This is a genomic window from Stutzerimonas stutzeri RCH2 (genome assembly GCF_000327065.1).
Classification (GTDB): Bacteria; Pseudomonadota; Gammaproteobacteria; order Pseudomonadales; family Pseudomonadaceae; genus Stutzerimonas; species Stutzerimonas stutzeri_AE.
Map to the genome: position 1 here is coordinate 3,332,424 of NC_019936.1, position 20,676 is coordinate 3,353,099.

Consider the following 20,676-nt stretch of genomic DNA (forward strand, 5'->3'; position numbering starts at 1 on the left):
CGGCCGAGGCTAAGGCTGAACACAGCCAGGCACCGCGTGCTCCGACGGCGCGCCTGACCTGGCCTGAATCAGTGCAGGATCTGGCTGAGGAACAGCTTGGTCCTGTCGTTGACCGGGTTGGTGAAGAACATCTCTGGCTCGGCCTGTTCGACGATCTCGCCTTTGTCCATGAAGATCACCCGATCTGCCACGGTGCGGGCGAAGCCCATCTCATGGGTCACACAGAGCATGGTCATGCCGCTTTCGGCGAGACTGACCATGGTATCCAGCACCTCCTTCACCATCTCCGGATCGAGCGCCGAGGTCGGCTCGTCGAACAGCATGATCTTCGGCTTCATGCACAGCGCGCGGGCGATCGCCACGCGCTGCTGCTGACCGCCGGAGAGCTGGCCGGGAAACTTGTTGGCCTGCTCCGGGATGCGCACGCGTTCCAGATAATGCATGGCGATTTCCTCGGCCTGGCGTCGCGGCAACTTGCGCACCCACATCGGCGCGAGGGTGCAGTTCTGCAGCACAGTCAGGTGCGGGAACAGGTTGAAGTGCTGGAAGACCATGCCGACTTCGCTGCGGATCGCCTCGATCTGCTTGAGGTCGCTGGTCAGCTCCACGCCGTTGATGACGATCCGCCCCTGCTGGTGTTCCTCCAGACGGTTGAGGCAGCGAATGGTCGTGGACTTGCCGGACCCGGAAGGCCCGCACAAGACGATGCGCTCGCCCTGTCGCACGCTGAGATTGATGTCCTTGAGCACATGGAACTGGCCGAACCACTTGTGCACGCCCTGCATCTGGATGACCGGGCCGCTCGCCTGTTCGACCTGCGCGTTTGAATCACTCATATGTCACTCCTAATGCTTGTGGCCGGTGTCCAGCTTGCGCTCCAGGCGCATGGAATAGCGGGACATGCCGAAACAGAACATCCAGTACACCAGCGCAGCGAACACGTAACCCTCGGTGGACATACCCAGCCAGGCCGGGTCCGCGGTGGCGCGCTTGATGCTGTTGAGGAAGTCGAACAGGCCGATGATGATCACCAGGCTGGTGTCCTTGAACAGGGCGATGAAGGTGTTGACGATGCCCGGAATCACCAGTTTCAGCGCCTGCGGCAGGATCACCAGTAGCGTGCTGCGCCAGTAACCCAGCCCCATTGCAGCCGCCGCCTCGTATTGCCCCTTGGGGATCGCCTGCAGGCCACCACGCACCACTTCAGCGATATAGGCAGCCTCGAAGAACACCACCATCAGCATCGCGCGCAGCAGTTTGTCCAGATTCATGCCTTCGGGCAGGAACAACGGCAGCATCACCGAAGACATGAACAACACGGTGATCAGCGGCACGCCACGCCAGAACTCGATGAAGGTTACGCAGAGCACGCGGATCGCTGGCATGTCGGAGCGTCGCCCCAGCGCCAGCAGGATGCCCAAGGGCAAGGCGCCGGCAATGCCCACCGCGGCGATCACCACCGTCAGCATCAAACCGCCCCACTGACTGGTCGGCACCGTCTGCAACCCGAGGAATCCGCCATGCAGCAGCCAGTAGGCCAGCAGCGGATAGACCAGCAGATAACCGATGCCGTAGCGCAGCTTGTGCGGCATCTGCCGCAGAAACAGTGGCGCCGCGCCGATGATCGCCAGCCAGGCTGCGGCATCGACGCGCCAGCGCAGCTCCGTGGGGTAGAAGCCGTACATGAACTGGCCGAACCGGGTCTGAATGAATACCCAGCAGGCGCCTTCGCGGCTGCAATCGGCGCGCGTCTCGCCGGTCCAGTCGGCCTTGAAGATGGCCCATTCGAGTACCGGCGGTACGATCAGCCAGAGCAGGTACAGCCCCACCAGGGTCAGCAGCGTGTTGATCCAGCTGGAAAACAGATTCGCCCGTAGCCAGCCAAGTGCACCGATGCTGATCGTCGGTGGCGGCAGGTCGGGCTTGAAGGTATGGATAGTCATGCGCTCACCGCTCGATCAGCGCAATGCGCTTGTTGTACCAGTTCATCAACAGCGAAATGCTGATGCTGATGGCCAGGTAGACGCTCATGGTGATGGCCATGGTTTCGATGGCCTGCCCGGTCTGATTGAGCACCGTACCGGCGAACAGCGACACCATGTCCGGATAGCCGATGGCAGCCGCAAGGGACGAGTTCTTCGCTAGGTTCAGATATTGGCTGGTCAACGGCGGCACGATCACCCGCAGTGCTTGCGGCACGATCACCAGTCGCAACACCTGGCCCGGACGCAACCCGAGTGAAGCGGCAGCCTCGGTCTGGCCGTGACTGACCGACTGGATGCCCGAGCGCACGGTCTCGCCGATAAACGCCGCGGTATAGACCGACAGCGCCACCACGATCGAAACAAGCTCCGGGATCACCACCCAACCACCGCGAATGTTGAAGCGCTGCAACTCCGGCACTTCCCAGGTGAAAGGTGCGCCTGCAATGAAAGTCATCAACCAGGGGATGGCGAGAAACAGCCCGGGGCTGGTCCAGAACACCGGAAACATCCGCCCGGTCGCATGTCGGCGGGCGCGAGCCCAGCGGTTGAGCACCACCACCGCAACCAGCGCGACGAGCAGCGCCAGCCAGAACGCCCAGAAACCATCGCCTGCGCTGGGTGCCGGCATCTGCACGCCGCGGTTGTTGACGAATACCACGTCCCACAGGCTCAGACTGTTGCGCGGCCCTGGCAGCGGGCTGATGACTGCGAAGTAGACGAAGAAGATCAGCAGCAACGGCGGGATGTTGCGGAAGATCTCGATATAGAGCGTCGCCAGCTGACGAATCAGCCAGTTGCTCGAGAGGCGCCCCACACCGAGGATGAAACCCATGACGGTCGCGAGAAATATCCCGATCACGCTGACCAGCAGTGTGTTGAGCAAGCCGACCCAGAAGACGCGACCGTAAGTGTCACTCTCGCTGTAGTCGATCAGATGCTGGGAAATGCCGAAGCCGGCGGCATTGTTAAGAAAGCCGAATCCGGACGTGATGCCGCGGTGGGCAAGATTGGTCTGTGTGTTATGGAACAGGTACCAGCCGAACGCCACCACTGCCAACACCGCAAGCACCTGAAACACCCAGGCGCGTATTCGTGGATCGGTGAAGGGCGAACGTCGGGGCACAGCGCCTCTGGCGATCGAACGCATCGAAAATCCTCATGCCGCATGGCTGGTCACCTGGACCGGCCATGCTCATCCGTGAAACGGGCCGGCACGAGGCCGGCCACGCGGGCTCAGCGCACCGGCGGTGCGTATTGCAGGCCACCGTTGTTCCACAAGGCATTCAGGCCGCGCTCGATCTTCAGCTCACTGCCGGCGCCTACGTTGCGATCGAAGATCTCACCGTAGTTACCCACCTGTTTGACGATCTGCACCGCCCAGTCCTTCGGCAGCTTGAGATCCTTGCCGTATTCGCCTTCGGCACCCAGCAGACGCGCCACGTCAGGATTTTTTGTGCTCTTGGCCATTTCTTCGACATTGGCCGAGGTCACGCCGAGCTCTTCGGCATTGAGCATGGCGAACAGCGTCCAGCGCACGATATCGAACCACTCCTCGTCACCCTGGCGAACGGCCGGGCCGAGCGGCTCCTTGGAAATCACTTCAGGCAAGACGACGTAATCGGCAGGCTTGGCCAGCTTGATGCGCTGTGCGTAGAGCTGGGACTGGTCGGATGTCAGCACGTCGCAACGCCCGGACTCCAGCGACTTTGCGCTTTCATCGGAGGTGTCGTAGGTGATCGGGGTGTACTTGTGGCCATTGGCGCGGAAATAGTCGGAGAGGTTCAGCTCGGTGGTAGTGCCGGCCTGGATACAAACCGTGGCACCGTCCAGTTCCTTGGCCGAGGAAACCCCAAGCTCCTTATTCACCAGAAAGCCCTGGCCATCGTAGTAGGTCACGCCGGTAAAGTTCAGCCCCATCGCGGCGTCCCGCGAACTGGTCCAGGTTGTATTTCGCGAGAGCACGTCGACTTCGCCCGACTGCAGCGCAGTGAAACGCTCCTTGGCGGTGAGCGGGCTGTACTTGACCTTGCTGGCGTCACCGAAGACCGCCGCAGCTACCGCGCGGCAGATGTCGACATCGATCCCCTGGTATTTCCCCTTGGCATCGGCAAAAGAAAAGCCCGGAAGGCCATCACTGATGCCGCACTGCACGAATCCTTTCTTCTGCACTGCATCGAGGGTCGCCCCCGCCTGCGCCAGCCCGCTGATGCCCAGCAGTGACGCGGCACCCAGCACAGCCAGTGTGGATTTCACCCTAATCATCGAAACCTCCAGTTTGCTTTCTTATTCTCGGGTTCGGGCGTTCGGCCCCTTCGACGCCTGTGGCAGCAGCGAAGCGGCGGCAGCCTGACCTGAGTCTAGTCGCCCATAGGTGATCGGCAATGTTGATCGCTCGCAATGCCGCGCCCCGTAGCAAGAGGCCGTTCCGGCCAGAGCCGGACAGCACAAAGCAAGCCGCATACCAGTTCGCTGGCACGCCCTGGACCGGACGCGATTGCGGGTTCTATCGTCGTGCCGGAGCAGGTAACCTCGCGCCACTGCCTCATGAGCAGCAATTTCGCTGCCCCAACACGAGGCGACCTGCCCCCAACTGGAGCCGATTCATGAGCGAACCGTTGATCCTGGAACCCTCTCGCGCCGCCGACGCCTGTGTCATCTGGCTGCACGGCCTGGGGGCCGATCGCTATGACTTCCAGCCCGTCGCCGACGCTCTGCAGCAGCGCCTGCAGAGCACGCGCTTCGTGCTGCCCCAGGCACCGACACGCCCGGTAACCATCAACGGTGGCTGGAGCATGCCCAGCTGGTACGACATCCTTGCCATGAGCCCGGCGCGCGCAATCAATCGCGAGCAGCTGGAAGCCTCTGCGCAGCAGCTCATCACGCTGATCGAGGCACAACGCGATTCCGGTATCGATCCGGCGCGGATATTCCTCGCTGGGTTTTCCCAGGGTGGCGCGGTGGTCCTGCACACCGCCTTCCTTCGCTGGCGCGGCCCGCTGGGAGGCGTCATTGCCCTGTCGACGTATGCGCCGACCTTCGGCGAGTCACCGACTTTCGCTCCGGAGGCGCTGCGTTATCCGGCGCTGTGCCTGCATGGCAGCCGCGACGACGTGGTACCACCGGCGATGGGCCGTGCGGCTTACCAATGCCTACACGATGCGGGGGTCAAGGTCACCTGGCGCGATTACCCCATGGGTCACGAGGTCTTGGGAGAGGAAATTCAGGACATCGGCGATTGGCTCTCCAGGCATCTGGACTGAGCGGCCAGCGTCCAGGCCAAAAGACTTAATCCTTATAGGGATATCAGGACTACGCTTGTGCGTGGAGGACCGGAGCGTTGCCCGTCCTGCCAACGATAAGCGGGAGGTCGTCATGAATGGCGCGAGGGAGGCAGACTCGTCCGGCCAGTCGCTGCCATGAAGCGCATAGCCGGTACGCCGACCGTGGAACAGCTGCGAAGCATCCGACTGTTTCGCGGCGTGGAGCGATCTGTGCTCACGGCGCTGGCGGAAAAACTGGAAACCTGCGAAGTCGATGCAGAGGAACTTCTTCTCTCTCCACATACGCTGAACCGCCATCTATACATGCTCGTGCGAGGCCAGCTAAGCGTCCAGTTGGCATCGCGAGATAATCCGCCCGTGCGTTACGTTGAGGTCAACGACTGCGTTGGCGAAGTCAGTTTCTGCGATCATCGCCCACCTTCCGCCTATGTCATCGCCAGCGAGCCGAGCCGGGTCGTCAGGCTGCACAGCCGGGAGCTGCCTTTGCTCACGCAATCGCCCCAGCTGATGCTGAACCTGATCGAACTGCTATGTGATCGGGTGCGCCTGACCGATCAACTGATCATCAACAGCGAGCACAACGCCAACATCGACATGCTCACCGGCGTGTTCAACCGACGCTGGCTGGAACATATCTTCGAACGCGAAAGTGCCCGCTGTGCCTTCAGCGGACAGCCACTGTGCATGCTGATGATCGATGTCGATGAGTTCAAGCCATACAACGACCGGCATGGGCATATCGCAGGCGATCATGCGCTCTGCCAGGTCGCGCGGCTGCTGGGGACGCAACTGCGACCGAAGGACAGCCTGGTGCGTTTCGGTGGCGAAGAATTCGTCACCCTGCTTCCCGAGCTGGACTTGCCCGCGGCACGCCTTATTGCCGAGCGCTTGCGTCAGCGTGTCGCACAGAACGACACCATCGCCACGCCGATCGGATCTTTGCCAGGCGTTACGATCTCGGTAGGCCTGGCCCGCATGCGCCCATCTGACACACTGGAGGATCTCATAGGCCGCGCGGACAAGGCGCTGTACCTGGCCAAGGCACAGGGACGAAACCGTGTCTGCGACTGAACGCCCGTGGCCCCGAAGCGCGAGGCTTCGCCACACCTGCGTCTTGCATTACACTGGCGCGCGACACTTTCCTAATTCGACGACGAGAAGACCGTGCTCAAAGCACTCAAGAAAATATTTGGCAAGGCCCCCGATGAGCGGGCCGGCACAACCGACAGCAGCCCCGCTGCAGTCAACGAGGGACCGCAGCAAAGCGCCCCCGCAGCGCAGCAAATTGCGACACCTGATGCTCCGTCCAAGCCGCCAGCTACCGAGCGTACAGCCGAGAAACCACGTCGCCAGCGCAGCAAACCAGCCAAGCCCGCAGCTCCGACCTGGAAGCTGGAAGACTTCACGGTAGAGCCGGCCGAAGGCAAAACCCGCTTCCACGACTTCAAGCTCGCCCCCGAGCTGATGCATGCGATTCACGACCTGGGCTTTCCCTACTGCACGCCGATTCAGGCGCAGGTGCTGGGTTACACCCTCGCTGGCCGAGATGCCATTGGCCGCGCCCAGACCGGCACCGGCAAGACTGCCGCCTTCCTTATTTCCACCATCACACAACTGCTCGACACGCCGCCGCCGAAGGACCGCTATATGGGCGAGCCGCGTGCGCTGATCATCGCGCCGACCCGGGAACTGGTGGTGCAGATCGCCAACGACGCACTGGATCTGACCAAGTACACCAACCTGAACGTGATGAGCTTTGTGGGCGGCATGGATTTCGACAAGCAGCTCAAGCAGCTGGAATCCCGCTACTGCGACATCCTGGTTGCTACCCCGGGGCGCCTGCTGGACTTCAACCAGCGCGGCGAAGTGCATCTGGACATGGTCGAGGTGATGGTGCTGGACGAAGCCGACCGCATGCTCGACATGGGCTTCATTCCGCAGGTGCGCCAGATCATTCGGCAGACGCCACCCAAGAGCGAGCGTCAGACGCTGCTGTTCTCCGCCACCTTCACCGACGATGTGATGAACCTGGCACAACAGTGGACAACCACCCCCGCCGTGGTCGAGATCGAGCCGGAAAACGTGGCCAGCGATACCGTCGAACAGCACGTCTTCGCGGTGGCCGGCAGCGACAAGTACAAGCTGCTGTACAACCTGATCACTCAGAACGACTGGACCCGGGTAATGGTCTTCGCCAATCGCAAGGATGAAGTGCGACGAATCGAGGAGCGCCTAACCCGCGACGGCATCAGCGCCGCGCAGATGTCCGGCGACGTGCCGCAACACAAGCGCATTCGCACGCTGGAAGGCTTTCGTGAAGGCAAGATCCGCGTGTTGGTGGCGACCGATGTCGCTGGCCGCGGCATTCATGTCGATGGCATCAGCCACGTGATCAACTTCACCCTGCCGGAAGACCCGGACGACTACGTGCACCGCATCGGTCGTACCGGACGTGCCGGCACCAGTGGCACTTCGATCAGTTTCGCCGGGGAGGATGATGCCTTCGCGCTGCCGCCCATCGAGGCGCTGATCGGCCGCAAGATCCAGTGCGAGATGCCGCCAGCTGAATTGCTGGCGCCAGTTCCGCACTCACGCTGAGCCTCTAGGACGCGGGATTCGCCGCGTCCTTTGCATGATCCGTCTGCCCCATCAATGACCTGAATCAGGCCGCAAACAAGGCAACGCGGCTAGAGTTGTGGTTAGATTCCGAACGCAAGGAAAAACTAATGGATAGCATGAACTGGCTACTGTCGCTGATCGTCATTGGCTTCGTTCTGCTCTGCGTAGGGTTCAACTACCGGGACAGTAACTGGGGTGTAGGACTGCTGGCCGTGGGTGTACTGACCATGTTCTCGACGCTGGCCTTCAAGATGTACATCACCTTCTATTGACGGCTCAGCGCTTCCCGTCCCAACGCTCGGCCGCAAGCTGATCGCTTGCGCGGCCCTCGACCCAGCGCGGGCCGGACGGGGTGGATTCCTTTTTCCAGAACGGCGCCCGCGTTTTCAGATAATCCATCACGAACCGACAGGCATCGAAGGCTGCATCACGGTGGGCACTGGCCGCACCGACAAAAACGATGGGCTCGCCCGGTTCCAGCGGCCCAACCCGGTGCAGCACATCGAGCCGTAGCAACGGCCAGCGCTGCTCGGCCTCAACGACGATCTTCTCCAGCGCCTTCTCGGTCATCCCCGGGGCATGCTCGAGGAGCATGCCGGCAACATCCTCGCCGTCATTGAAATCGCGCACATACCCGACGAAGCCGGCCACCGCACCGATACCAAGATTGGCTGCGTGCAGCGCATTGAGTTCGGCGCCCGGGTCGAACGCGGCCGTCTGTACACGTACAGTCATGCTCAACCTCCGGTCACGGTTGGAAAGAAGGCCACTTCGTCGCCGTCTGACACCGGCTCGTCGAGCCCACAAAGTTCCTGATTGCGCGCGCACATCAGATTCTGTTCAGCCAGCACCTCCCAGGCGCCCCCACGGGCCAGAAGATGCTGGCGCACGTCGTTCACGCTGGCGAGCGATGCATCCCACTGCAGTCGCTCGCCATCGCTGCCGAGCGTTTCTCGATAACGGGCAAAAAACTGGATGCTGATCATGCCTGCACCTGCCAGTGACCGCTCTTGCCACCCAGCTTTTCCAGCAGACGCACGCCTTCGATAACCATGCCGCGATCCACTGCCTTGCACATGTCGTAGATGGTCAGCGCCGCGACGCTGGCAGCGGTCAGCGCTTCCATCTCGACACCGGTCTGCCCGGCCAGCTTGCAGGTGGCGCGGATCAGCACGCAGTCTTCGCCATCCGCCTGGAGCTCGACCTTGATGCTGGTGAGCAGCAGCGGATGACACAGCGGGATCAGCTCGTAGGTCTTCTTCGCCGCCTGGATGCCGGCGATGCGTGCTACAGCGAAGACATCGCCCTTGGGATGGCCGCCTTGCTGAATCATCTGCAGGGTCTGCGGCAGCATGCGCACGCGCGCCTCGGCCACGGCTTCACGTGCGGTGACAGCTTTGTCGGTGACGTCGACCATGCTGGCCCGGCCTTGGGAATCGAGATGGGTGAGCATTCGGCGCTCCTGATCGGAAAATCAAGAGTCTACCGCAGCCACCGGCGATGAACCCGCCCTCGTAAGAGGTACTACCGGGCATCGCCGCGCGCGTCTCCGCTACATGTGCGCTTCGGCGTATTCGGCCAGCACTGAACGCGGTACGCCCTGCAAGGTGATATGCACGCCGTGGGAAAAGTCCTTGAAGCGCTCGGTAAGGTAGGTCAGACCCGAACTGGTTGCCGACAGATAGGGCGTATCGATCTGCGCCAGGTTACCCAGACAGACAACCTTCGAGCCGTTCCCCGCACGGGTGATGATGGTCTTCATCTGGTGCGGCGTGAGGTTCTGGCATTCGTCGATCAGGATCAGGCTCTGCTGGAAGCTGCGACCGCGGATGTAGTTCAGCGATTTGAACTGCAATGGCACCTTCTGCAGGATGTAATCGATGCTGCCGTGGGTATTTTCGTCCTCCATGTGCAGCGCTTCGAGGTTGTCGGTGATTGCGCCCAGCCAGGGTTCCATCTTTTCCGCCTCGGTGCCCGGCAGGAAACCGATGTCTTCGTCGAGCCCCTGGACGCTACGCGTGGCGATGATGCGCCGATAGCGCTTGCTTACCACGGTCTGCTCAATGGCAGCAGCCAGGGCAAGAATGGTCTTGCCCGATCCGGCGGCGCCGGACAGGTTGACCAGATGAATGTCCGGATCGAGCAAGGCGAACAGCGCCAACGCTTGGTGGATATCCCGCGGGCGCAGGCCCCAGGCTTCCTGATGCAGCAGCGGCTCCTGGTGCAGGTCGAGCAACAGCAACTCATCGGCCTTGATGCCCTTGATCCAACCAACGAAGCCCTGCTCATCAATGATGAACTCATTGATGTGCACGGCTGGCAGGTTGTCGGTCAGCTGCACACGATGCCAGGTGCGCCCATGACCCTGATGGGTCTCGACCTTGCTCACGCGATCCCAGAAAGAGCCGGTGACGCTGTGATAGCCAGGAGAAAGCTGGCCGACATCATCGATCAGCTGATCGGTATGGTAGTCCTCCGCCGCTACGCCACAGGCACGCGCCTTCAGACGCATGTTGATGTCCTTCGTGACCAGCACTACAGGCACACCGGGACGCTGTTTGCTCAGCTCAACCACCTGGTTGATGATCTTGTTGTCGTTCAGGTCCTCCGGCAACGCGTTGGGCTCGCCACGCTTGCTCATGAGGATCGACAGGCTGCCGGACGGCCCGCTCTTGCCTCGCTGGATCGGCACGCCGAGTTCGACCTCTTCCGGCGTTGCATCACCGAGCAGCTTGTCGATCAGTCGAATCGCCTGACGGCACTCGGCCGCCACGCTGTGCTTGCCGGTCTTGAGCTGGTCTAGCTCTTCGAGCACGGTCATGGGAATCGCGACCTGGTGTTCCTGAAAGTTCAGCAAGGCGTTGGGATCGTGGATCAGTACATTCGTGTCGAGAACGTAGAGTGTGGGCTGGGTCGCGCGGGGTCTGCCGTAGTCATCCATACCGATCACCTTCTTTTGAGGCCAGAAACGAAGGGGCTAAAAGCCCTTCGCTGCAGAGTGACCGCCATGCGATTCAGGTGAGCGGACGAGGGTAGCCAGGGGATTCGGGGCTGCCCAGGAGCCGCCACCTGTGTCGCAGGGTTCGGCGGTCTGAATTCGGTAATACCGTAAAAGTTATGACAGGCAAAAGTCTTTTCAGTTGAATGCGGCTTTTTTTCACGAATCGACCAAACGGCCTTGGCCCGCGCCTTTTGCGCGCGTTATTGTCGGAGATCAAGGTGTGCGCTTTCGTCGCAGCGGTTTACCTCCGCGGTTACATGCACCAGCTGGGGAAACGCCTGCAACGCAGCTTTGTACTGGTCCGCCGTATGCGCCTGGTGGGTCACAACGCTCAGGATGCAGCTGTATTGCGCACGCCCCACTCGCCATAGGTGCAGATCGGTCACCTCGGTATCGGGCACCTGCTGCAACGTCTCCCGAATCTTGTGCACCAGCGGGTCGTCCATCTCCCGATCAAGCAATGCCTTGCCCGTGTCGCGCAACAGGCCACGCGCCCAGACCAGAATGACCAGCGCACCGACGATCCCCATTGCCGGGTCCAGCCAGCCCCAGCCAAAGAACTTGCCACCCAGCAGCGCGATGATCGCGGCCACGGAAGTCAGCGCATCGGTCAGCACATGGATGAAGGCCGCGTGTCGATTCAGGTCCTTGCCACCGGAGGCATGGTCATGTGCGTGCTCACCGTGGTCGTGACCGTGACCGTGGTCATGCTCATCCCGGAGTAGCCAGGCGGACAGCAGATTCACCAGCAAGCCAATCACGGCGACCATCAACGCCGCATCGAAACCGATCTCTGCGGGCGACCAGAATCGAATCAGTGACTCGCCAATCATGAACAACGCCACCACGACCAGCAGCAGTGCGCTGGTAAAACCCGCCAGCACTTCGATCTTCCATGTTCCGAACGCGAATCGCTGGTCCGCCGCATAGCGCCGCGCCAGCAGATACGCCAGCGCCGCCAGGCCAATGGCGACCATATGCGACGCCATATGCCAGCCATCGGCTAGCAACGCCATGGAGTTGAACCAGTAGCCGGCGACAATCTCCGCGATCATGGTCAGCCCGGTCAGAGCAACCACAGCCCAGGTCCGGCGCTCCGAGCTGTGCTCCAGCGGCCGATAGTCATGCGGCGGTTGCCATTGCACGTGATTGCATTCAGCCATACGAACTCCTTGCTTCAACTCTCGTTAGCTTGTGCCTTGCCGTGTGGGGAAGGTCAACACCATTGCCTATGGCGCCCATAGCTGGAGCCATGCCAGCAGTACCCCTACAATCGCGCCACCAGACAGGAGACCTGTACATGCTGATGGTGATTTCCCCAGCCAAGACGCTCGACTACGAAACCCCCCCGATTACCGAACGCTTCACCCAGCCCCAATACCTGGAGCATTCGCAACTGCTGATTGAGCAGCTGCGCGACTATTCGCCTGCACAGATCAGCGAGCTCATGCACCTGTCCGACAAACTGGCAGCCCTCAACGTCGCACGCTATGGAAGCTGGAGCGACAAGTTCACCCCGGATAACGCCAGGCAGGCACTGCTTGCATTCAAAGGCGATGTGTACACCGGGCTGAGCGTCGAGGACTTTACCGACAGTGATCTGCTGTTCGCGCAGCAGCACCTGCGCATGCTCTCGGGGCTCTACGGCCTGCTGCGACCACTCGACCTGATGCAGCCGTATCGGCTGGAAATGGGTACCAAGCTGGCGAATCCACGCGGCAAGGATCTGTATGCGTTCTGGGGTGAGCGAATCAGCGAATGGCTCAACGAAGCACTCGCTGAACAAGGCGATGACGTTCTTCTCAATCTGGCCTCGAATGAGTACTTCACCGCCGTTAAGCGCAAGGCGCTGAATGCACGGGTCATCAACGTCGACTTCAAGGACATGAAGAACGGTCAGTACAAGATCATCTCCTTCTACGCAAAGAAGGCACGTGGCCTGATGGCGCGCTGGGTGATCAAAGAGCGCGTCAGTGATCCGGCCCAGCTGAGCGCATTCGACTACGAAGGCTATCGCTACAGCCCGGACGCCTCGTCCGCCGACCATCTGGTCTTTCTGCGCGACACGACTCACCAATAACCGTTCAGCCCCTCGGCGGCGGCGATCCGCTTCCGCCGCCTCCCCTTGATCCCGCCATTGCCGCCCGGCTTGACCGAAGCGGCACCTGCCCATCTTCGCTCAGCCCCTCCCGGATTTGCCGCCGAGTCGTGAAAACTCACCGATCAACGGTTGCTGACTTGGGAACTATCGACCATGGCTGACAATCATAAGCGCGTACCGACAATTCCAGGTGGAAAGGGACGTCGCACATGAACGTGCATTGGGTCATCAATCTTGTAAACCGCTCCGCCCCGAGTCGCAAAGCGGCTTCGGCGGTAGCGCAATCTCAGCCAGCGATACGGCTGAACATCCGGCCGATGGCCGAGACGTCGACCACTGCCAGCGCGGCATCCGGTACGACCAACGCCGAGCAAGGCACGAACAGAGGGTTACGGCCATGCAAACGCACCACCCCATTTCGACACAGCGCGAATGTCGCACTCCATGCGCGACGACGGCGCTCCTCATCGCATCACAGATCAGCCGCAGGCATTCGATGCCCCGCGCGCGGATCGGCGCCACGCAATAGGCACCTCCACCCCTTGCCATGACGCTGCGATAACGACTTCAAAACCGAATTTCAATCCCGAGGCAACGCTTCGGGCGGGACGTTTTCGTTCCAGCTGGCGGACTCGCTGGCGAACAGATTAACGCGAACACGCAGGCGCCACGACTGGCGCCACGGACAAGTAGAACGACCTTCGAAACGATTCAGGAGAAGCAATATGATCCCGGTTATTCTTTCAGGTGGTAGCGGCTCGCGACTGTGGCCCCTTTCCCGCAAGTCGTTCCCCAAGCAATTCCTTGCGCTGACCGGCGAACAGACACTGTTCCAGCAGACGGTCGAGCGGCTCGCCTTCGACGGCTTGCAGCAGCCACTGCTGGTGTGCAACCAGGAGCACCGTTTCATCGTCAAGGAGCAGCTGGCCGCTCGCAAACTCGGCGTCCAAGGTCTGCTGCTCGAGCCATTCGGCCGCAACACCGCACCGGCCATCGGTATCGCGGCGATGAAACTGATCGAAGAAGGCCGCGACGAGTTGCTGCTGGTGCTGCCGGCTGACCACGTGATCGAAGATCAGAAAGCGTTCCAGCGCTCTCTGGCGCTGGCGACCAATGCTGCCGAGAACGGCGAGATGGTTCTTTTCGGAGTTCCGCCAACCCGCCCCGAAACCGGTTTCGGCTATATCAAAGCCAGCCAGGATGCCAACGCCGGTTTGCCGGATGGCATCAAGCGGGTCGCACAATTCGTCGAGAAACCAGACGAGGCGCGCGCCCAGAGCTACGTCGAGTCAGGCGACTACTTCTGGAACAGCGGCATGTTCCTGTTCCGTGCCAGCGTGTTCCTGGATGAACTGAAGAAGCACGACCCGGACATCTACGACACCTGCTGGGTCGCGCTCGAGCGCAGCATCAAGAACGGCGATGAAGTGCTGATCGACCCGGCCACCTTCGCTTGCTGCCCGGACAATTCCATCGACTACGCGGTGATGGAAAAGACTCAGCTGGCCTGCGTGGTTCCGATGTCCGCCGGCTGGAACGACGTCGGCTCCTGGTCATCGATCTGGGACGTGCATCAGAAAGACGAGAACGGCAACGTTCTCAAGGGTGACGTGATCGCCGAGGATTCGCGCAACTGCCTGGTTCACGGCAACGGCAAGCTGGTAACCGTACTGGGGCTGGACGATATCGTTGTCGTTGAAACCAAAGACGCCATGATGGTCGCGCACAAGGACAAGGTGCAGGACGTCAAGAAGCTCGTCAGCAAGCTCGACGCCCTGGAGCGCAGCGAGACTAAGAACCACTGCGCCGTGTACCGTCCCTGGGGCTGGTACGACTCGGTGGATATGGGTGGTCGCTTCCAGGTCAAGCGCATCTGCGTAAATCCGGGCGCCAGCCTCTCGCTGCAGATGCACCATCACCGTGCCGAGCACTGGATTGTCGTTTCGGGAACCGCGCAGGTCACCTGCAACGAGAAGACATTCCTGCTCACCGAGAATCAGTCGACCTACATCCCGATTACCTCGGTGCACCGCCTGGCCAACCCGGGGAAGATCCCGCTGGAAATCATCGAGGTTCAGTCCGGCAGCTATCTGGGTGAAGACGACATCGAGCGCTTCGATGACGTTTATGGCCGCGCCGAACAGAGCAACGAAGCCAAAGTGGCTCGCTAACCGCTAAATAGCGAAATAGAAAAACCCGCCGCGGCGGGTTTTTCTCATTCTGAGCCTGGCCCAATACCGGCATGCAAAGGCATACTTCAGCACCGCGAGCCGCTGCGTCGAACTGGACACGCACTAGCACTCGGATTTTTTGAACTACCCCTCGCTTTTCAACCTTGCTCGTAATCGGAAAAAACCTTTTCAATTGCTTCTCGTCTAACAGACGTGAGCAAGTGCCACATCGCATTGGCAAATTTCCGGTTACAACTGCAGACGCATCTTTCTCAAGTCAGTTGCGTCTTATAAGAACTTCCCAAGAAGGGTTCCTTACGTGACGAAAGATCAACTGCGCGCCGAACTTGAGCGCCAGGCCCAGCGCTTCACCAATGTGTACGGTGGTGAAATCACGACTTATGCCGCTGAACGCGAACCCGAGCGCAAACCATGGCGAAAAAAACCCACTGTGCTCGACCAGGTTTTTAAGCAGGAACTGCAGAAGCTCGAGCAGGAAAAGCAATCCAATTGCGAAAGTGCAGTTACTGAACAGGCGTAACTCCTCGCCCGTTCAGATGGTTCTGTCGAGTTTTTTCAAGAGTCGCATTGGCGTGGGGCGGTCAGTCTCGCCAAAGATCAGCGCTTGCCGCCCAATAACGAGCCGAGCAAGCCTCTGGCCAGCTGACGACCCAACTGGCTGGCTGCCTGGCTCAAGGCACTTTTCACGACACGTCCGGCCAGATCGCCCAAGTCTCCACTTGCAGTGCTCTGCCCTCGCCGAGTTTTTTCGGCCACAGCTTTAGGCTGCTCGACAGTTTGCGCAGCACGCGCGGCCAGAATTTCATAGGCGGACTCCCGATCGACAGGCTTGTCATAGCGGCCACGTAGTCCAGACCGCGCGACGATCACCGCACGCTCGGCTTCGCTCAGTGGCCCTACACGAGACTGCGGCGGAGCGATCGCCACGCGCTGCACCATTGCCGGCGTACCCTTTTCCTCAAGACCACCGACCAGGGCCTCACCGATGCCCAACTGGGTCAGCACATCCAGCGTCGCAAACGCGGGATTGGAACGAAAACCGTCAGCCACGGACCGCAGCGCCTTCTGCTCCTTCACGGTATAGGCGCGCAAGCCATGCTGAATACGCAGGCCAAGCTGTGCCAACACTTGGTCCGGCAGGTCCGCGGGAGACTGGGTCACGAAATAGACGCCCACTCCCTTGGAGCGGATCAGTCTCACCACCTGGACCAACCGCTCCTGCAACGCTTTGGGCGTATCGCCAAACAGCAGATGCGCCTCATCGAAGAACAGGGCCAGCACGGGCTTGTCGGCGTCCCCACGCTCCGGAAGCTGTTCGAACAACTCAGCGAGCAGCCACAGCAAAAAGGTGGCATAGACCTTCGGTGCCTCATGCACCAAGACACTGGCGTCCAGCAAATGGATAGCCCCGCGGCCATCCGCCGCCGGGCGAAGCAGGTCTTCGAGCTGCAGCGAGGGCTCTCCGAACAGCGCTTCGATACCTTGCTGCTCGAGGGTCGCCAGCCGCCGCAGAAGCGCCTGAGACGATGCGCCGGTAAACAGCGCGCTGTCCTCGCCCAGCAGCTGCGGTTCGGCCTTGAGGTGCGCCAGCAGCGCCTTGAGATCTTTCAGATCAAGCAGCAACAGGCCTTCACGATCCGCCACTTTGAACGCGGCATACAGTGCGGCCTGCTGACTGTCGGTCAGCTGCAGCAGATTGCCGAGCAGCAGTGGCCCCATCTCGCTCAGAGTGGTACGTAACGGATGGCCGCTGCGGCCATGCACATCCCAGAGGGTCACCGGATAGGCCTGCGGCTGATGATTCAGCCAGGGCATGCTGGCGATCCGTTCGGCAATCTTGCCCTGTGGTAAACCGGCAGCACCCAGGCCGCAAAGGTCACCCTTGATGTCGGCGGCGAAGACCGCAACGCCCGCATCACTGAACTGCTCAGCCAAACGCTGCAGGGTCACGGTCTTGCCGGTGCCTGTAGCCCCGGCAATCAGCCCGTGTCGATTGGCCAGCCGTAGAGACTGGGTGCTAGGCTCGCCAGTGGAGTCCGCGCCGAGCATCAAACGATCCACCACTGCGGTCATCAGTCAGCCTCCTTGACGTGCCCGCTGAGCGCGTGCGCATGCTGCAGTTCAGCTTGATCCTGCTCGGCCTGCAGACGGGCCCAGAGCGCCGCGGCATCCGCGAACTCAGCGCCCTGATCCGGCGACAATGCCTGTGGATCGTATCGCTGAGTACAACCGCTACCGATGATCGGTGGCGCTTTGGCTACGGCACGCTCGAGAGGATCGGTCACGGCGACTCCGGATTGTCAGTTGAACACCATTGTCTTGTTGCTATGCACCAGCACACGGTCTTCCAAGTGATAGCGCAGGCCACGCGAAAGCACCATCTTCTCTACGTCCTTTCCGAGACGAACCATGTCTTCGATGCTGTCGCGATGACTGACGCGGACCACGTCCTGCTCGATGATCGGACCGGCATCGAGCTCCTCGGTAACGTAGTGACAGGTCGCCCCGATCAACTTCACGCCACGCAGCGAGGCCTGATGATAGGGCTTGGCACCGACGAAAGAAGGCAGGAAGCTGTGATGGATATTGATCACGCGCTGAGCAAACTCGTCGCACAACTCCGACGGCAGAATCTGCATGTAACGCGCCAGCACAATCACATCGGCGCGTTGTTCGCGAACCAGGCGGGTGACTTCAGCGAAGGCCTCCTGTTTATTCGCAGGATCGACCGGCACGTGAATGTACGGAATGCCATGCCATTCGACCATGCTGCGCAGGTCGTCATGGTTGGAAATCACGCACGGAATGTCGCAATCCAGCTCACCGCTATGCCAGCGATGCAGCAGATCGGCGAGACAATGCGATTCACGACTGGCCATCAGCACCACGCGCTTGCGCTGCTCGGAGTCGGTGATGCGCCACTCCATGGAAAACTCGCGCGCGATCGGCGCGAACGCCTGACGAAAACCTTCAAGATCAAAAGGAAGCGAGTCTGCGCGGATTTCATGGCGCATGAAGAACCAGCCACTCTGGTGATCGGAGTGGTGGTTGGCTTCAGTGATCCAGCCGTTGTAGGTGGCAAGAAAATTACTGACCTTGGCGACAATGCCAACGCCATCGGGACAGGCAATGACCAGCCTGAAAGTGCGCATTAAAGGTTACTCCGGCTCAAAGGAAACGCGGCATTCTAGCCCAGCAGTCAAATGCGCAGCCATCGTGTTTGACGGCAAACCAGCGAAGGGAAACTAATCGACACGGAGTATCGGGCCATGCCCCGGTCGCGCGCTTTAGGAAACTTCATAAACCCATCGAAAAAACTTGTCCAATAAAACAAGGATTGCGTTTGTTTTACGCCCTGCGCTCGCGCATTAGCAGCGCCTGCCGCGCATGAAATATCCCTTCAAAAAATGGTCCGTCTTTTAACAAACTCTATATTTACTTGCTCATTACGCAGGACTATGATTGCTGCCACTTGCGTTCAAAACCTATCCCAAGGAAGTCATATGTCACTTATCAACGAGTATCGCGCCACTGAAGAGGCCATCAAGGAACTTCAGGAGCGACTGAAGTCCCTTTCCGAAGATGACAAACTGAAGAAGGAACTGGAGTTCGAAGGCAAGCTGCGCGAACTCATGGGCGAGTATCAGAAGTCGCTGCGCGACATCATCGCACTGCTCGACCCAGAAGCTTCCCGCAACAGCAAGAGCCCGCGCACTGCCAAAGCACCGGCGACCAGCAAGCGTGCTCGCCGCGTAAAGCAGTACAAGAACCCGCACAGCGGCGAAGTGATTGAAACCAAAGGCGGCAATCACAAGACATTGAAAGAATGGAAAGCCCAGTGGGGCTCCGAAACCGTGGAAAGCTGGGCCACCCTGCTCGGCTAAGCGATAACGGTTTAAACCGAACGCCATTTCTCGACATTAATCAGCGATGTCGAGAAATGGCGTTTTTTATTTGCCCTGCCTTTGCCTAAGTTCAGCTCAGCGAACCGCCATCTCCCCCACGCACAGCCAAAGTCTTCCGGCGAACTAGTTCGCCAGCCCGTAGCGCTCGCGCAGCCCTAGGCCGTAGTCGCGCCATTGCTGTAACAGTTGTTGCTGCGCCGGCGTGGCAGTAACCATGGATTGCTCAATACCCGCCTCGAACTGTGCAAGCGTATTGGGTGCTCCGCAGGCATCATCGCTCAATCGTTGCTGGCAGAACCGACGCCACTGCGCTTGCTCCGCAGCGGATAACGCTTCGGGGAAATTTCGTGCGCGGTAGCGGAACAACAGTTCCTCGAGGCGGACATCGTCGAACCGGGACGGATGCCTGGCCAGTTCGGCAGGCGCAAGCCCACGAATCTCGTCACACAAGCGCCGGTCACGTTCACCAAGAAAGCCGTCATAGAGCTGCTGTTCTGGATCGTCGCTACCGGCAAAACCCTCCTCACGGTAAATCTCGTCCAGTTTGTGACTCCAGAGCTGGCGCTGCTCACGCAAGGCGGCGGCACGTGCCTGGCAGAGCGGCATATCCAGGCCCAACCGCTGTATATCCGCCTCGCGCAGCACCTTGAGCGGCGTCAGCACCGGGCATTTGTTGACATGTACCAATTTCAAAGGCACCGGCAGCTCGCCCTCTGCCAGTTGATCCCGACGGGTATATAGACGCTGCCGCAGTGTTTCGGCGCGCTCCTGCAAGAGTGGCTGAGGTTCCGCCTGCAGGTCGCAGACGATCAGCGCGTTGCGGTTGCGCGGGTGCCAGCCCAGCGGCAGTACCACCGACAGAAAATGCCGTGCCGCCGAAAAACGACCAGACACATGCACCAACGGCTCAAGCAGCGTGATCTGTTCGAGCACTGCCTGTTTACGCCGCAGGTTATAGAGGTAGTCATACAGCCGTGGCTGGCGATCACGGATGAGCCTGGCCAAGCCGATGGTGGCACGCACATCGGAAAGCGCGTCGTGAGCATTCAGGTGCTCCAGTCCGTTGGCCACGCTCAGGCGTTCGAGCTTGAGCGTCACCCGGCCATCCTCCTCTGGCCAGACGATCCCTTCTGGACGCAGCGCATACGCGGTTCGCACCAGATCGATCAGATCCCAACGACTGTTGCCCCCCTGCCATTCCCGCGCGTACGGATCGTAGAAATTGCGATACAGGCTGTAGCGAGTGACCTCATCGTCGAAACGCAGGCTGTTGTAGCCTGCGCCACAGGTCCCCGGAGCGGACAGCTGCTGATGCAAGCGCTGAATGAACTCTGCCTCGCACAGTCCTTTCTGTTGCAGGATCGCCGGCGTGATGCCCGTAACCAGGCATGCCGCGGGATGCGGAAGGATATCGTCGGAGGGGCGACAGTAGATGTTCAGCGGCTCGCCAATTTCCTCGAGCGCCTCGTTGGTGCGGATGCCCGCCACCTGCAGCGGACGATCGCGGCTGGGCGAAATACCAGTGGTTTCGAAGTCGTACCAAAAGATGCTTGGAGTCACGGGAGAGTCCTTCTCGATCAGCATGGCAGTCT

Annotated in this window: 21 protein-coding genes; 8 read left to right on the forward strand and 13 right to left on the reverse strand. The window is 60.5% G+C overall.

What is annotated here, in order from left to right; all coding sequences use genetic code 11:
- Positions 1–68: 68 nt before the first annotated feature.
- From PSEST_RS15360 to PSEST_RS15375, 4 genes are all read right to left on the reverse strand, one after another.
- A complete protein-coding gene (locus tag PSEST_RS15360) occupies positions 69–836 on the reverse strand; it encodes an amino acid ABC transporter ATP-binding protein (protein ID WP_015277890.1) in 768 nt (255 codons plus the stop codon).
- A gap of 9 nt (positions 837–845) precedes the next feature.
- On the reverse strand, positions 846–1,943 hold the full coding sequence (locus tag PSEST_RS15365) for an amino acid ABC transporter permease (protein ID WP_015277891.1): 1,098 nt from the start codon (positions 1,941–1,943) through the stop codon (positions 846–848).
- A gap of 4 nt (positions 1,944–1,947) precedes the next feature.
- Positions 1,948–3,132, reverse strand: a complete 1,185-nt coding sequence (locus PSEST_RS15370) for an amino acid ABC transporter permease (protein ID WP_015277892.1) — start codon at positions 3,130–3,132, stop codon at positions 1,948–1,950.
- An 86-nt stretch (positions 3,133–3,218) separates the two neighbouring features.
- Positions 3,219–4,247: an amino acid ABC transporter substrate-binding protein gene (locus PSEST_RS15375; RefSeq protein ID WP_015277893.1), complete on the reverse strand. Its 1,029-nt coding sequence runs from the start codon at positions 4,245–4,247 to the stop codon at positions 3,219–3,221.
- A 341-nt stretch (positions 4,248–4,588) separates the two neighbouring features.
- Between PSEST_RS15375 and PSEST_RS15380 the strand changes: the two genes are divergently transcribed.
- The 4 genes from PSEST_RS15380 (at position 4,589) to PSEST_RS22330 (ending at position 8,157) form a co-directional block, all read left to right on the forward strand.
- Positions 4,589–5,245 (forward strand): alpha/beta hydrolase, encoded by a 657-nt coding sequence (locus PSEST_RS15380; protein WP_015277894.1) that lies wholly within the window; start codon positions 4,589–4,591, stop codon positions 5,243–5,245.
- A gap of 156 nt (positions 5,246–5,401) precedes the next feature.
- Positions 5,402–6,337: a GGDEF domain-containing protein gene (locus tag PSEST_RS15385; RefSeq protein WP_041756731.1), complete on the forward strand. Its 936-nt coding sequence runs from the start codon at positions 5,402–5,404 to the stop codon at positions 6,335–6,337.
- A gap of 93 nt (positions 6,338–6,430) precedes the next feature.
- Positions 6,431–7,864, forward strand: coding sequence for an ATP-dependent RNA helicase RhlB (gene rhlB / locus PSEST_RS15390; protein WP_015277896.1), 1,434 nt, complete (start codon positions 6,431–6,433; stop codon positions 7,862–7,864).
- 128 nt (positions 7,865–7,992) lie between these two features.
- Positions 7,993–8,157: a hypothetical protein gene (locus PSEST_RS22330; RefSeq protein WP_015277897.1), complete on the forward strand. Its 165-nt coding sequence runs from the start codon at positions 7,993–7,995 to the stop codon at positions 8,155–8,157.
- Between the two features lie 4 nt (positions 8,158–8,161).
- Here the strand turns inward: PSEST_RS22330 and moaE are convergent, their stop codons facing one another.
- From moaE to dmeF, 5 genes are all read right to left on the reverse strand, one after another.
- Positions 8,162–8,620: a molybdopterin synthase catalytic subunit MoaE gene (gene moaE, locus PSEST_RS15395; protein ID WP_015277898.1), complete on the reverse strand. Its 459-nt coding sequence runs from the start codon at positions 8,618–8,620 to the stop codon at positions 8,162–8,164.
- A gap of 2 nt (positions 8,621–8,622) precedes the next feature.
- Positions 8,623–8,871: a MoaD/ThiS family protein gene (locus PSEST_RS15400; RefSeq protein WP_015277899.1), complete on the reverse strand. Its 249-nt coding sequence runs from the start codon at positions 8,869–8,871 to the stop codon at positions 8,623–8,625.
- A complete protein-coding gene (gene moaC / locus PSEST_RS15405; RefSeq protein WP_015277900.1) occupies positions 8,868–9,338 on the reverse strand; it encodes a cyclic pyranopterin monophosphate synthase MoaC in 471 nt (156 codons plus the stop codon). Before moaC ends, PSEST_RS15400 begins: the two co-directional genes overlap by 4 nt.
- Before the next feature lie 99 nt (positions 9,339–9,437).
- Positions 9,438–10,826 carry a PhoH family protein gene (locus PSEST_RS15410; RefSeq protein ID WP_015277901.1) on the reverse strand — a complete coding sequence of 463 codons (1,389 nt, stop codon included), beginning with the start codon at positions 10,824–10,826 and terminating at the stop codon, positions 9,438–9,440.
- A gap of 260 nt (positions 10,827–11,086) precedes the next feature.
- A complete protein-coding gene (dmeF, locus tag PSEST_RS15415; RefSeq protein WP_015277902.1) occupies positions 11,087–12,049 on the reverse strand; it encodes a CDF family Co(II)/Ni(II) efflux transporter DmeF in 963 nt (320 codons plus the stop codon).
- A 137-nt stretch (positions 12,050–12,186) separates the two neighbouring features.
- Between dmeF and yaaA the strand changes: the two genes are divergently transcribed.
- The 3 genes from yaaA to PSEST_RS15430 all read left to right on the forward strand — a co-directional run bounded on the left by yaaA (position 12,187) and on the right by PSEST_RS15430 (position 15,699).
- Positions 12,187–12,966: a peroxide stress protein YaaA gene (gene yaaA, locus PSEST_RS15420; RefSeq protein WP_015277903.1), complete on the forward strand. Its 780-nt coding sequence runs from the start codon at positions 12,187–12,189 to the stop codon at positions 12,964–12,966.
- Positions 12,967–13,712: 746 nt separating this feature from the next.
- A complete protein-coding gene (locus tag PSEST_RS15425) occupies positions 13,713–15,158 on the forward strand; it encodes a mannose-1-phosphate guanylyltransferase/mannose-6-phosphate isomerase (RefSeq protein WP_015277904.1) in 1,446 nt (481 codons plus the stop codon).
- Between the two features lie 319 nt (positions 15,159–15,477).
- Positions 15,478–15,699, forward strand: a complete 222-nt coding sequence (locus PSEST_RS15430; protein WP_015277905.1) for a hypothetical protein — start codon at positions 15,478–15,480, stop codon at positions 15,697–15,699.
- Between the two features lie 77 nt (positions 15,700–15,776).
- Here PSEST_RS15430 and PSEST_RS15435 read toward each other — a convergent pair whose 3' ends face one another.
- From PSEST_RS15435 to purU, 3 genes are read right to left on the reverse strand one after another with little or no spacing between them, the layout of a single operon-like run.
- On the reverse strand, positions 15,777–17,252 hold the full coding sequence (locus PSEST_RS15435) for a helicase HerA-like domain-containing protein (RefSeq protein ID WP_015277906.1): 1,476 nt from the start codon (positions 17,250–17,252) through the stop codon (positions 15,777–15,779).
- A complete protein-coding gene (locus PSEST_RS15440) occupies positions 17,252–17,464 on the reverse strand; it encodes a hypothetical protein (protein WP_015277907.1) in 213 nt (70 codons plus the stop codon). The genes PSEST_RS15435 and PSEST_RS15440 overlap by 1 nt, the downstream gene beginning before the upstream one ends.
- 15 nt (positions 17,465–17,479) lie before the next feature.
- The gene (gene purU / locus PSEST_RS15445; RefSeq protein ID WP_015277908.1) at positions 17,480–18,331 is read right to left on the reverse strand and encodes a formyltetrahydrofolate deformylase; all 852 of its coding nucleotides are present in this window, start codon (positions 18,329–18,331) and stop codon (positions 17,480–17,482) included.
- A gap of 351 nt (positions 18,332–18,682) precedes the next feature.
- Here purU and mvaT point away from each other — a divergent pair, with 351 nt between their 5' ends.
- Positions 18,683–19,063, forward strand: coding sequence for a histone-like nucleoid-structuring protein MvaT (mvaT, locus tag PSEST_RS15450; protein ID WP_015277909.1), 381 nt, complete (start codon positions 18,683–18,685; stop codon positions 19,061–19,063).
- A 144-nt stretch (positions 19,064–19,207) separates the two neighbouring features.
- Here mvaT and sbcB read toward each other — a convergent pair whose 3' ends face one another.
- On the reverse strand, positions 19,208–20,644 hold the full coding sequence (sbcB, locus tag PSEST_RS15455) for an exodeoxyribonuclease I (RefSeq protein ID WP_041757046.1): 1,437 nt from the start codon (positions 20,642–20,644) through the stop codon (positions 19,208–19,210).
- Positions 20,645–20,676: the final 32 nt, after the last annotated feature.